The following is a 13,156-nucleotide window of genomic DNA, read 5'->3' as shown; positions in this document are numbered from 1 at the left end:
TTCTTGATAAAAGCATTCTTTTTAACAAAACAAAAGAAGTAGAGTGGTATGCTCTACTTCGCATTGATCTTCTTAATATCGATATATTTATTCAGATCGATTCGTTCCTTAAACATTTTTCCTTTTCCTAGGGACACACCTGAAGCAGTATTATCATTCATAGGAATTGTTATTGTTGTCAGTTTTCTATTAAGAATAGAAATGTCGTCTATGCCGGTGTTAATAAAGGTATCCAAAGCAGGTAGTGTTGTCGATACAGTTTCCAAGGAAAAAGCGTTTACTGTCTTAGTTACGGTCCCATACTCCAGCAGATTTAATGCTCCTATGGTTAAGTAGGCACTGTTTTCACTGATAACTACATTCACCCTGTAATACCTGAAACTCATTGGATTTGCAATCATATACGATCTCTTTTCGCCATTAGTCCAATTAACTTGATTGGTTTGTGCGTCTAGTATGGTCCAGTCAGTATCGTTATTACTACCTTCAAAAGTCCATTCTTTTGGGGCATCGTCAGCAAATCTATGTCCCTTTTCTATTTCATAATTTCCAACAACTATCTGCGTTCCCATATCAATTTTAAGCCAACCTGAATTGGATTGACATATCCAGCTGTCTGTAACAGTAGCATTAACTCCATCGAACGCCAAGTATGCTGGATAATTGGGAAGGGCGCTTGATGCACTTGCAACAAAGGGAGAAGGAGTATTATCTGAAGTCATTTTAATACTGATCGGAGTTGCAGTTCGCTCAGTTACTGTATAGGAGTCGTTCAGTTTTTTGTATTCACCATTTGATAATATCAAAGATCTAATCCGGAAATTCGCCTTTATCTCTAGGATTGGACGAAAACCAAAGTTTACTGTGGTAGTTGGTGATTCCGAAAATCCACTTGATGTATTTTGTCCTCTTCTCGATCTGTAAGTCGCAGCTGTTGATGTAGAACTCCACGAAAAAACACCCCAATTCCAAACTGCATTGTCACCTGCTATTATTTTTCCGTTTAGAGTAGAATTGACGATGTAGTTATCCCATTCATTATCTTTATCTCCGCTTTTGGTTCCACCTGTGAGAAGACGAATGTTTGTTTCAATATTGCTTAACTTATTTTCGCTTTCAAACTCAATCTCTCCAATTTGCACTTGACTTCCACCATTTGTAGAAAGAACTGTGAAGCGATAATAAGAATAAGCTTGTTGGTTGTTGAAAGTAAATCTTGTTCTCGATGCACCAATCCCTGCTGTATATTCGAATAAATCAACCCAACTACTCCCATCATCAGAAGCTTGTAGCTTAAAATGTTTAGGGTGATCAACTGAATTTGCTGAAGCTGATGGAGGGGGCGTGATTGTGAAGGCATTTATTATCGGTTTTCTCTTCTTAAACCTTACAGTTAATTCAGCAGGTTTACTTGCAGATATTGAATTTGCCCACTTATCACCGTTACCGTTCTTTCCATCTAGCGCCTTCCAACCAAAATAGTCTCCGTTAGCACCAGAGATGTAACCATTATCCGAAACTTGAACTTCATCATTCTCATATCCTGATAGAGTCCCTTTAAATGGTTTAGTAGGCATTTTAACTCCACTAACAATACCAGAGCTATTGAGCGTGTCCCATGAAATACTACTTTGGATATTTCGATCAGCAATTAATATTTTCTTTTTATTAAAGTCTTCCACCATAATAAAGTAGAAGTCGCCACTAGGGTTAGCAGAACTAGAAATCGGGATAAAGTCTGCGCTTTCTTCCCCAAGACCGCTAAAAGTACCAGTATAACCAGAAAGAGCAGAATAGTTGCATCGGATTCGTTTGCCTATCGCAAGGTCTTTAATGTCTGTGACTTCATCAGGATGAAGCATGCTACCAGTTGAATCAATATCAATACCTTGTATGGACTGATACTCGTTGGTGGCATTAAAAGTTAAAACAACTGTGTGAGTATCTTCAACTAATCCAGTCTTTTCATATACTAGTACCGAATTAATCAATGTATTAGACAGAAAACTTATCTGTTCAGTTACACCATCAATTGATATAGATAATGGTATTTTAGAAGTTGTGTTGTATTGCCCGATGTATCTTAATTTTGTTCCCCTAAAAGTGAATGAAATGCTGTCACCTGGAGTACTAGTGTATTTATTTATCCCCCCTGAGTAAGCAGAGTTTGTTTGTGTTATCCATGATCCCTTATAAGACAGTAGTGAGTGGTCAGCATTTATCCTCTTCCAACCACTCTCCGGGGCTGTTAATGCTTGTCCTATAGTTGCCAAAACTTACACCTCCTTATATTCAAATATTGGGCGAAAACCAATATAATTGTATGACTGCGAAGATAACGTTGGACTTACACTAGTAATTGGATAATCACTATTATTATAGGCTTTTGGATTCCCCCTTCTAACCCTAGCCGCTGGTGTAGCGTGAAATACGTGAGGTCCCGTTAAACCAGTGACAGGAGTTTCCTGACACCAATTTTGAACTTCTCTCCAATGAAATACATCATCTAAACTCTTTCCGGTTTGTATTTTAGTTACTGGGAAGTTAGCAATATATGTATCCCACTCATTGTTAGTAGGCCAAGCGCCGAATCCTTGATCAGTTGAAGACATATTACCATTAGCATCAGCATAAGCAACTCCTCCAGTAAGGGAACGAAAAATACCACTTACACCATCGAATACTTCAGGTCTTCCTTGTATAACTCTGCTTGACCCATTTAAGGTATCCCAAGATTGAGTATTTTGAACAATACGGTCAGCGATTAGAAGTCCTGTGTCTACTTTAACGTAATAAAAAAATCCCGTATCAAAAGTAGACGCTGGCATGCCAGTGACTGGGAACTCTACACCTTTTTGTTGTCCTACGCCCCAACTTGAGGTGGATTTGTCATAGTAACCATAGATGTAATCACCAATCTGCATATCTTGAATTCTTGTTTTCAATTGTCCAGTAGTTGCAGGCATTGTCATCTATATCACCTCGATTTTGTTGATGGCCTTAAAATTTGATTTATTGATTCTGGTGATGAATAGTTTTCCTGGATCATTCCAATTCATATCCTGTGTACCAACAAGAGGATATTGTGTTTTTAGTTCTAAGATTCCATCGGAACTATTTATAAAAGGATTTGAATATTTATCTGGAATATTGAATTCATCAACGGTAAATATGGCGTTGGCTTTTTGAGCAAACACTTCAATTTTGATTTTTGCATAATGATCGGGAGGGCTTGTGATGCTTCCGTCGACGTAATTTATTTCTTCCCAGGGGGACCACGAAGTTTGATCGGGAGAGGAGGAGGTAAAGATTTTATAGGATCCATTACCTTTAACATTTATTGTTTTGGATACACGTTTAAATGAAGTAATTTTATCTTTGATCCAGATTGGTTCAGAAATCCACGTTCCCGAATCAACAAAGACAGGATTTAGATTATCATCCGTAGCCATGTCAATTAACTGGAGGGCGTTATTTTTATATATTAATTTGTCAAATACACCTACAGTTAAATCTATAGGTATGCCGATTTCTTGAGTAGCCATGTTATTTCACCTCATTACAGATGCCATTAAGCAAAGTAGTTATCAAAGAACGAGCCCGATAAATCTGCAATATCTTTACCATTCGTCATTCTAAGGACAACGACATTATATTTTTGATCCTTGTGGAAGCCCCCCAGCAACGCTTCAATAGGGAGGGGACTTAAGGATATTTGATGATTTATTTCCTCAACTAGATCGGAAACGTTGGTTGTATACTCGGTCGTGTATTTGCGTGGAGGTAGGGTAATTGTATACGATTCAGTGTCAGTAAACACATTCAATACATCATTTGCTCCAAGGATGATATCGATCTCACCATTAATTGATGCGTTCCCCCAAACTCGTTTATAGTCATCCACATAAAAGTTATTCAAATTCATTTCACCTCTCTATTTAATTTCCCAATTGATAATGCCTGCCATCTCTTTAATCAGAGGTGCCTCAATTTTATCAACGATGATTCCATCTCTTCGAATGATTAGAGAACCATTTAGATCTTGGTCAGCGGAGATTTTAATTTGTAGATAAAGGGCTTCATTGCAAGGGATGGTTAATATATTTTGAAAGTTAATGTTTACTCCTTCGAGCTCCATTTTCTTTTTGTATCCGATATTAAATGACGTTATAGCATGATGGAATCGGCCGTTTGCTGCTCTTTTGGTAATAAAATCAGCATCCGATACGGCTTCTTTGTAGGTAATGATGTCGTTATACAAAATGGTTCTTCCTGTAAGGGGATATTCTTTAGTGTCTGTTTTATAAGAAACCATAATCCGATGACCGTTGATCGAGAAGATGCCATTCGCAACATCAAAGTAAACTTGAGAGCCCGATCCAATCAAGCCAAATTGAATAAGTTTTTCTCGCTGTATATCATAAAAACTATTGCTTTTATGGGTATCAAAACTGAATTCTGATAGATAGGTGTTGTCATAATAGTCTGCAACCCAAATAAAGGATTGATTGTGTACGGGAGAACGGTTAAACTGCCTATTTCCTAAAATCATGAATTACCCTCCATTGTATTGTGAGCATAAAAAGTAGACAGGCACGAATGTACCTGTCTAAAATCAAACATATAAATTTATGGATTATACATAACGATACGAAACCCTGACTTTAAACTGCTGTTTACCACTTTTTGCATCCAGAGGAACAGCAGCTTGCAATGTGACAGTTGCATAATTTCCGGCAGCGTCTGTTGGATCACCATTATTGTTTACTCCAAGAATCTCTTTCGCAGCTGGCGTAAATGGGGTAGGGTATGTTGCTCCCGTATGGTCCTTTGTTGTTTTTCCTGTGGTTCCAATCGGCTTTGAGAAGTCTTTTCCGATGATTGAGGTTGGCTGACCCAAATCCGTTTCTTGTAAAGAATCCACCTGTGCATGAAACCAATTGTTTTTCACAACTTCGACTTCGTTACCCACTGTATTTCCTAAACCACCAGACATGTCTCGGGTGGTGATGGTGCAGTCTTCCATGGTGGAGACATCCGTTGCTTCACCTTTGTTATTCCAGATGTTGAAGGTATACGGTGGACTTAAGTCTCCAGCATCAATAACTCCAAAATCAAAGGGAGCCGTTACTTGTTGTGTGTGAGTACTATTCATCCATGTTATTACCGGTGTTGGCATATATAAATCTCCTTTATATTTTTATTTTAATTTCAATCGTAATTCCTTGAATATTAACGCCTGATTTTATGACGTTAATTCTAAACATATCTCCTTTATCAACTTTTGGCGAAGCGACGGAAACGGTTTTATCATCAAAATTACTCAAAGCACGAAAGTACAAATTGCTGTGTAGGATATTGGTCCAATCGACAATATTCCTGCTTTTTTCAATACCGATTTCAGTCTCGGTATCCCCGTGTATTTTACAAATGGCTTTTACGGATACAATCTCTCCGTCAAAATCAAAAGGAACAATAATCTCCTGAACTCCCTGGAAAATATACGAGGGAAGACAGAAAACAATGATTCGATCCTTGAGGTCCATGGGAAAGGATTTCAGTTTGAGGTGTTCCGCAACGGTCATTAAACCGTCTCTAAATTCATTGACGGGTTGGATATTCTCGCCAAAGATATCAATGGGAATCCAATCACTTCCATCACAACGATACCGAACACCGTCTTTATATGTTTGCACTGTCCAACCAACAGAGGGATAGGGATATGTTGCATAAAGTTCTTTCATATCAGCAACAGGTGGTTTAAATACAAGTCTCGTTGACTCGTAGGCATCGTGCGCCTTGTCTCTTGCACGATCAGCTTCCTCTGCAGCACGATTTGCATTGTCAGTTGATTTTTTCGACTCTTCAATGACAAGTCTTGTTTCACTAATTAACTGTTCGACTCTGCCGATCAGCGATTGATTTTCAGCAAGTTTTCTCTCAATCTCCATGATGTAATCTTGCAAGGTGATGACGACATCTGGATTTCGACTAACCAATGCATAAATTCGGCTAGCTGGATACATAATCAAGCCTCGGCCTTTGTAGCGACATAAAAGTGTTCTGCCCTCTAAAGAAGGGTGAACTTGAATAGAGCCAATTGAATAATTAACTAGAAATTCATGAAGCTCGAGTTTTTTACGCTGCTCGAAAATTTCTTGATCAATTTCATTCATTCCTGCTATGAGAACTTTGTCAGCCAAGGAGGGGATTTCTAGAAGTGTAATAAGGCCATTAATGACGGGGAGTGAATCCGAGCGGTCTTTATATGGATCTTCAGGTGTACCATTTCTTGCAATAATCGTAAGGGGATCATTGTATTGTAATTGGGTTATTAAATTGGGCAATTAATCACCTCCATGTTAGATCATTTTGAATTGATATCTTAATCGAATATCCGCCTTACCCTTGATTCGGAGAATATTCTTACCCCTTGGGAAAGCGAGATAATTATCATTGAAATTTGAATAGCGGTAGGTTATGGGGAGTGATGTTTCAATATCTTCTGCATCATTGTTCACGTAGATCGTCTCATCATGAATGAGATCCATAAATTTAAATTCATCTAAATTGTGGGTTAAATTTTGGATACTGAAATCGCCATTTTCTTTTTTGGTGATCCATATTTCTGGTTTACAATGAAGATCCCCTTTGTTATCGAACACCAGAACAGGTTCAAATTCAAAGGTGATATGCTTAAATTTCGGGATTATATGATATGAGTTAGAACGTATAAGGACCCGAAACATAAATTTTGCATTGTTTAGATGAGAATCTTCATTAAGGTCTGGAACTTGCCCACCGTTTAGACAATTCCTCCATTCCGACCACTCATAACCATTTGTAGAGACTCTGGTTTGAACCACGATCTGACTTTCCAGGGGTTGTTCCATTTCCCAAGATATTTTACTTAAAACTCCGTCAGTGATTAGGGGCAAAGACTGAGCAGGTGATTTGTACATTCCTTGTAAGTTTATGATTGATAACCAATTAGCCAATGTATCGCCTCTATTCTATTTTGCCGAAGGGACGAAAGTGGACTGCAGTTCCGCTTTCCTTCCACCTAGCAATGCGATAACTCGCCCAAACTGCGTTTTTATCATAGGTTGTGGCACCATCTACAGTAATCCAATTAGGCTCAACGTCCCCTGATTCACCAGCCTGGATACATACATAGAAACGTCCGTTATCTAGCAGAGGAAACACAATATCATCGACATTGTAGTAATGGTTAGAATTCCATTGGTTAGCGCCGCGAGTATCTTGAACTTCTCCGCCATTGGATACTGGGAATATGGGTTCAGTCAAACCAGAGTAACCCGTCTGAATACAGGTGTAATAATGTCCGTTATCTTTTTTGGGAACAATATGCGACCCGTTGCTGTATGATTTTAATCTTTCCCATATAGGTGCTGCAGTGCCAGCTCTGATATTTACCCAACCTAAGTACCCACCAATGGATAGCTGGTTGGCATGCAAGATAAGTTTGGAAGGCCAAACGCCTGAAGTGGGAGGAGTGTTAACATAGGTTTTGGAATCATCATCTAATTTTTGAAAGTTCTCTGCCAGTGCGCTAATAGTGTGTTCAATTTCATCGCTATATTCCGGTTTGATTAGCGAAAGTTTAGTTGTTGTCTTAGCCATTTCATACTCCTTTCTTAAGGGTTTAGTTCATACCACTTCATTGGAGAAGGGTAATCAATCCAGCGTGGACGATGTGGGTTTAAGGCAAGATATCCGTTTGAGTCTAGAACGATAGATTTTTTTTCACCGAGTGAAAAGTCTGTTACTTTTAGAGTAATAGTTCGGTCGTCCCATTGATATAAACGTGAGGTCATGGTGGGGGAATATGCAGTAGCACTGTCGCAACGAACGGTCAACGTTATGTAACCTTGCTTTAATCCGTTATGGACTAAAACGGGATCATCTACAAATAAAGCATAGTAAATTTTTTCAGGATCTCGTCCTATTTCATTGGTAAAGTAGAATTCCTGATAATAGTCGTGATCCGTTAGCCATCTAGCGACTTCACGAATTTTTTGGGTATCCCATACATCCTCAAAAGCAAATGAAACCTTAAATTGCAAAGTTTCTTTCTTTATATCTTGAAAATAGGGACGATCTCGACCACGGATGGACACTTCTTGGATTGACCTAGACGCACCTAGGGGTTCTTCTTGCATGCCTGAGCTTATGTTTACGTTGATGATTCCGAAGTCAACTGATTTTTTCCCAGCATATGAGAAGTATAATGAATCGCGTATAGTTATTTTTACCACCTCCTTAAATACAAAAAGAACGCCCATCAAAGACGCTCTACAATTTTGTTAACTTTAACCCTTATGGACTTTCCCAGATTAGCAATGCTTGAAACAGGGTAATATTATGGTACAATATGTATATAATAAAGAGGAGCGAAGATGCGCTAACATCTTTACTCCTTGACAACAGCCGCTTTTAAGGGCGGTAGGCTGTATTGGGATCTGAAATAGGTCGTCACCCTAGCACGGGCGGCCTATTTCTTTTTGCTTTGGTGTAGTGCAATGACTATCGTTACGACCAACCCGATTAGCGTGACAAGCAGCGAACCGAATTGAATCATTAATGTCAAAGCATCTTTAACCTCCACAGGCATCACCTCCCTTGCAGGAGACTAGCCGACCGCCCATATTAGCCATTCTGTTGTCTGGTATATTATACCATAATAACGAAAGAGCGCCTGTAGTAGACGCTCTCCTCATTTACATGTTAATTCACGAATACATTGTTGCTTCCTCTAGTGATGGAACTTGGTACAGCTAAGTGAGTAGTTATAGTTGAGCCGATGGAGGCTAAGGCTTTGCCATTCACAAAGACATTGGAACTACCATTGAATACTTTTCCACTACCACTATCAGAAGTTCCAGGATTAATGGATATAATTATCCCATCCAATTTAGGGCTTGGAGAAGGATCAGCAATCCATTGTTCCTGTGTGGCATCCCCAACGGTTACAACTGAAACCCCATTAACTAGGACGTTATGAGAAGAAGATACACTCCCTGTTATCTTGGCGTTGGTGTAATGAGTTGTAGTTGTGTACAGTGGATTCCAGCCTGTACAGTTTCCAAATTGGTCATAATCTGTACATTCACGGTCGTACACATACCGCTCAACGTATGAAACATGGCTTGATTTGTTTACTTGCTGAATTGGTGCGTTATTTAGTGCTACTCCGGGCATTTAGTCCCTCCTTTTAAATCCTTGAGTTCAGAAAAGAAGAATATATTTTTTTCGGTTACACTAATATGTAACGGGGTCTGCCCCTGCTTATTTTGAATGTCAACGTTTAGTGCGTTTTGCTTTACGGCTGTGTAAGCACTGAAGTTATTTTCTAGAATCACATAATGAAGCAACGTGTTACCAGTTTCTTCATCCTGAGCATTAACATCGAGCTTTCCACTGTTCAACGCTTCACGAATTTTTGTTGCATCTACTTGCCATCTGTCGAGTATGTCACTTTCAAATTTTGAACGTACACTCCCTTACTGTTGTTGGGCTTGCTTGTATTATCGTTACTTCCTGTTTGAGTTTCGGTATTGCTACTTTCTGTGCCTGTGCTGATGGTTTAATTAAGTTTAATTTGCTGACCGTTAATAGTAACAGTTCCTGTAGCCTTAATGTTAATGTCTCCTTGAACATCCATATTCACACCAGTAGGAGAGACTTCAAAAATCGTTCCATTAGTAAGTCCTATTTTATACGTACCCTCATCTACTATGAAGTTAAAATCCTTACTTTTTGCATTAAATTTTCCTGCCTCTGAGACAACTGTGATTTCGTCATCTCTTAACCTCATGCTTCTTTCACGCCCATAATTTGAAGAGAAGTAAAGCATATCATAAGAGCCGTTAGGCTTTGACAAGAATCCTCTGCCTGACATATTCTTTCCAGCCATACTAGGATCAATTGGATTGTTCGAATCGAATTTTTTCATGCCATCGCCTTCACCAGACATGGTTACAGGAAATGCACTACTACCGCTTCCGATAAATGTTTTATTTTCCTTAATCTTTTCATCCATATCATAAACCAACACAGGCCATGCCGTAGGTTCAACGCTCATTAGCCCTGTTTGTTCTGCAGAGACCCAATATAAAGGACGACCATCTGGGAGTTTTTTGTGTATTCCGCTTCCAGGCTTCACTTTACCTGTAATGAACTTTATACTATTTCCCTCGATCCGAATATAGTCTGACCAGTCATCAAGTGCCGTCTTCGTTAAAGTAGATAGTTTGCCAGCAGTAAGGTTCGAGATGATACCGTCTTGTACAGAAAGCATATTTGCCGCAAGAAGTTCAGCGTCAATAGCTCCAATTCCTCGAACATCCATACCGTTAAAATCAACGTATCCATCTTGGGTATTAATAAAGAATTGTCCATTAGGCCCTTTCATAAGCAATTTACCATCCATAGTGATATAAATGGATGCATCAATTGGATCTTCTGCATTTAATCCAGCCCAAAATCCAATGCGAGGGAACATCTTCATTACTCCACCAGCATCATGCAGAGTGAGAGAAGAACCTTCAATAGCACCGTTTATAAACTTTGAGTTTTGAATGTAAGCGTTAGTAGCCCACAACGATTCTAACCATGCTTCGCCTTTATAATTAACACGGAAAGGTGCTAATGCCCATGTTTCCGAGCCCAATCCCAGACCATTTTGATCTACTATCATTACCTCATTGTTATCACCTGTTCTTAGGCGCAGGTTCCCATCCTGAGATAGTCCAAACACGTTGGAAGTGATACCATTTCGGATTTTATCGATGTAAAAACCTTTGTCATTATTCATTCCTGTTACATTGGTAATAGTTTTATTACTGCAGTTAGGGGAGGCATATCGATTTACATACATACCAAATATGTCTGGTCTTTCAGAGAGGAGACCAAGTTTCAAAACTGCACGCTCACATCGATCCTGAATGGTTAGTTTTGGTCCCTCGATAGTAAATATGCCGTCATCGTCACCAATCACAACTCTTGAACCAAGGATAATCTTCCCTAATACCATTTCTGCAATTACTCCATCTGCGGAAATTGCGGTCTCGTACCGGAGTCCACCTGAGCGAGTTAAACCCAATACACCATGTGTAGCTCTCAAAAATCGGAGGGGGTCATTGGGATCAATAATCGTAATGCCTTTTCGGTCAATCGTAACGAATTCATTCGATGCCATATTAATGTCGTTCGTCACTTTGTTCCAAAAGTTATCAAACAGTTTGCTCATCTCTGAGGTATCGACGACCGCCTTACCCCATTTGGTCTTATTGAGATCGACTACAACAGCTGTATTTTTGGCATCATTAAGGAATTTCTCGATTCGGGTGGATTCATCATTCACGCTTTTGGCGTTGGAAAGAGTCAGATTGATGTTGGAATTTTCGTAGTTGTAAGCAATCTCAGTTATTCTAGCTGTTACATAAGTGTTCGTAGGCTCATATTTGATGTTGACGAAGTCACCAAGCTGAAGTTTATTCCAATTTCGTTGTTCTTCCACAATTTCGAGAAAATTGACGATATCGATATCTATGGATAATTGAGGCTGCTGTAACTCTTTGAACTTTTCTAACGCTGCTTGATATAGGTCTTGTTCATCTACGTAGGTATCATCGTTAAACTCTCGCTCAATAACATAATAATTCAGCTCCTGAAGCTGTTCCGGAGTAAAATTATTCTCGGCAGTAAGCCTCGTTTGAAGAATATCGATTTCATTGTTAATCTGTTGGATTGTAGCGGTAATAGAACTAATCTCAAGCTCCTTTAGTTTCACCTGATTTTCTTTATGATCCAGGCTATATCGATCAACAATAGCAGCATCATTATTGTTAGTATTGAATTCTCCAAGACTGATGTTAACTAACTGTATAAAAACACCTGTACTCCCACCGTTAATTGCTACTTGCGTGCTCGATTGATCTTTAATCTTCCCGAGAAGCACCCACTGATTAGAAATTATAGACCTTGTTTGTCCATCAAGACTCACGGACACACCGGCTGTGTTATCCACTTTGATCATGACTGCATAAGCATAGGTTTGATTAATGACAAAGGATCTCTGACTCGAACCTTGATGTCCATACTTCTCGAAAAACATCTTGCCATCGAATTGAAGCGAAATCATGGTGCTGGTCACGTTAGCTTCATCTCGCTTTAGTCGATCAAGATCACCTTCTAGCTGAATTAATTGATTCTGAAGCTTTTGACGCTCCGTATAATGGGTGTTGAACAATCCCGAATGAGCTTCAACGAGTTCTTGGTAGTCGAGCAGGGCATGACATAACGAATCACTCATATGATGGCTGGAGGATAGAATATTGCGCTGAGCATCTCTTTCGAAAGGGTACATAAAATAACCGAAGTTCTCGATATAGTTCTGACCGGTAGGGTTAACTTTCTGAATACCTAATCCTTCACTGCCGGTGGCCGTTAGTCGGGTAACCATCTCATCAGTTTGTATTGTCTTGCCTAAGCTGTTTAAGTACTTGCCATAAGAAAAGGTTAGCCCTCGATTTAGCCCTGTTAATTCAGGTTTTGTCAGGCTTAGTTCCCGTTTATCCGTATCAAAATGTACAATTGCGTTATAAGTTTCAGCGACAGAAAAGATGGCATCAAGCACATTAGTGGAGGGGAAATCAAAAGTTCTGTAGGTCAATTCGAAATCTGCATCGATATAAGCAGGTGTCCAGGTCGTGTTAGCTGTCAGATCGTTTAATATTTGCCTTGCGTGGATAGACTCGCCTAAATACATTCGAATGGCCTTATCTGTTAACTCATGTGCTAAGGACACGCAACGAATGGTTTTTGAAGTTTCTGAATCGCTGGCGTTATCATTTATCTCTTTGATGATGAACCAATCCGTTTGTCGAGCTGTAACCACCTTTAATAAGTATCGTTCTTTAAGATTATTAATATTTTTATTTTTGATTAGTTTATGGTTAACATCTAGTTGATATGGAACAGTAAGATCGAGTTCATCGATATCATTTAATTTATTGGTTCGACTTACATTGTATACTTCACTCAGTTTACCTATAATCTCGCGATTGGGTTTAGCGATGAAATATTGAGGTTTGACTGGTTTCAAATTATAATCGATTTCACCTAACAAGGA

The 13,156-nt window shown here is 39.1% G+C and carries 14 protein-coding genes; all 14 read right to left on the bottom strand.

The annotated features are described in order from the left end of the window. Positions 1 to 53: 53 nt before the first annotated feature. A complete protein-coding gene (locus tag BMX45_RS17575) occupies positions 54 to 2,273 on the bottom strand; it encodes a discoidin domain-containing protein (protein WP_090910817.1) in 2,220 nt (739 codons plus the stop codon). Positions 2,274 to 2,276: 3 nt separating this feature from the next. Further along, positions 2,277 to 2,945, bottom strand: a complete 669-nt coding sequence (locus tag BMX45_RS17570) for a hypothetical protein (RefSeq protein WP_217648120.1) — start codon at positions 2,943 to 2,945, stop codon at positions 2,277 to 2,279. A 27-nt stretch (positions 2,946 to 2,972) separates the two neighbouring features. Beyond that, entirely contained in the window at positions 2,973 to 3,545 is a 573-nt protein-coding gene (locus BMX45_RS17565; RefSeq protein ID WP_090910815.1) for a hypothetical protein, read from the bottom strand. Positions 3,546 to 3,571: 26 nt separating this feature from the next. After that, positions 3,572 to 3,904: a hypothetical protein gene (locus tag BMX45_RS17560; RefSeq protein WP_217648119.1), complete on the bottom strand. Its 333-nt coding sequence runs from the start codon at positions 3,902 to 3,904 to the stop codon at positions 3,572 to 3,574. A gap of 30 nt (positions 3,905 to 3,934) precedes the next feature. Then, entirely contained in the window at positions 3,935 to 4,552 is a 618-nt protein-coding gene (locus tag BMX45_RS17555; RefSeq protein ID WP_090910813.1) for a hypothetical protein, read from the bottom strand. 84 nt (positions 4,553 to 4,636) lie between these two features. Continuing rightward, positions 4,637 to 5,179 (bottom strand): hypothetical protein, encoded by a 543-nt coding sequence (locus BMX45_RS17550; protein WP_090910812.1) that lies wholly within the window; start codon positions 5,177 to 5,179, stop codon positions 4,637 to 4,639. Positions 5,180 to 5,192: 13 nt separating this feature from the next. Continuing rightward, on the bottom strand, positions 5,193 to 6,347 hold the full coding sequence (locus tag BMX45_RS17545) for a DUF883 domain-containing protein (protein ID WP_090910811.1): 1,155 nt from the start codon (positions 6,345 to 6,347) through the stop codon (positions 5,193 to 5,195). A 15-nt stretch (positions 6,348 to 6,362) separates the two neighbouring features. Further along, the gene (locus BMX45_RS17540) at positions 6,363 to 6,998 is read right to left on the bottom strand and encodes a phage tail domain-containing protein (protein WP_090910810.1); all 636 of its coding nucleotides are present in this window, start codon (positions 6,996 to 6,998) and stop codon (positions 6,363 to 6,365) included. Positions 6,999 to 7,008: 10 nt separating this feature from the next. After that, positions 7,009 to 7,644: a hypothetical protein gene (locus tag BMX45_RS17535; RefSeq protein ID WP_090910809.1), complete on the bottom strand. Its 636-nt coding sequence runs from the start codon at positions 7,642 to 7,644 to the stop codon at positions 7,009 to 7,011. Between the two features lie 14 nt (positions 7,645 to 7,658). Beyond that, positions 7,659 to 8,306: a phage tail domain-containing protein gene (locus tag BMX45_RS17530; RefSeq protein WP_175495137.1), complete on the bottom strand. Its 648-nt coding sequence runs from the start codon at positions 8,304 to 8,306 to the stop codon at positions 7,659 to 7,661. Between the two features lie 209 nt (positions 8,307 to 8,515). Next, positions 8,516 to 8,629, bottom strand: coding sequence for a putative holin-like toxin (locus BMX45_RS31835; protein WP_254778119.1), 114 nt, complete (start codon positions 8,627 to 8,629; stop codon positions 8,516 to 8,518). Positions 8,630 to 8,748: 119 nt separating this feature from the next. Then, positions 8,749 to 9,222, bottom strand: coding sequence for a PAAR domain-containing protein (locus BMX45_RS31030; RefSeq protein ID WP_139212463.1), 474 nt, complete (start codon positions 9,220 to 9,222; stop codon positions 8,749 to 8,751). Next, on the bottom strand, positions 9,210 to 9,449 hold the full coding sequence (locus BMX45_RS31360; RefSeq protein WP_090910808.1) for an ankyrin repeat domain-containing protein: 240 nt from the start codon (positions 9,447 to 9,449) through the stop codon (positions 9,210 to 9,212). Before BMX45_RS31360 ends, BMX45_RS31030 begins: the two co-directional genes overlap by 13 nt. 158 nt (positions 9,450 to 9,607) lie before the next feature. Continuing rightward, the gene (locus tag BMX45_RS17520) at positions 9,608 to 13,153 is read right to left on the bottom strand and encodes a phage tail spike protein (RefSeq protein WP_139212462.1); all 3,546 of its coding nucleotides are present in this window, start codon (positions 13,151 to 13,153) and stop codon (positions 9,608 to 9,610) included. Positions 13,154 to 13,156 lie beyond the last annotated feature (3 nt).

This window comes from Paenibacillus sp. cl141a, assembly GCF_900109305.1.
Lineage (GTDB): Bacteria > Bacillota > Bacilli > Paenibacillales > Paenibacillaceae > Paenibacillus_AQ > Paenibacillus_AQ lautus_A.
This window is presented reverse-complemented; position numbering and strand designations above follow the sequence as displayed.

Excerpts from the sequence above, each read along its gene's own strand:
- BMX45_RS17565 (WP_090910815.1), bottom strand. The coding sequence starts at position 3,545 with ATGGCTACTCAAGAAATCGGCATACCTATAGATTTAACTGTAGGTGTA.
- BMX45_RS17555 (WP_090910813.1), bottom strand. The coding sequence starts at position 4,552 with ATGATTTTAGGAAATAGGCAGTTTAACCGTTCTCCCGTACACAATCAA.
- BMX45_RS17550 (WP_090910812.1), bottom strand. The coding sequence starts at position 5,179 with ATGCCAACACCGGTAATAACATGGATGAATAGTACTCACACACAACAA.
- BMX45_RS17535 (WP_090910809.1), bottom strand. The coding sequence starts at position 7,644 with ATGGCTAAGACAACAACTAAACTTTCGCTAATCAAACCGGAATATAGC.
- BMX45_RS17530 (WP_175495137.1), bottom strand. The coding sequence starts at position 8,306 with ATGGGCGTTCTTTTTGTATTTAAGGAGGTGGTAAAAATAACTATACGC.
- BMX45_RS31030 (WP_139212463.1), bottom strand. The coding sequence starts at position 9,222 with ATGCCCGGAGTAGCACTAAATAACGCACCAATTCAGCAAGTAAACAAA.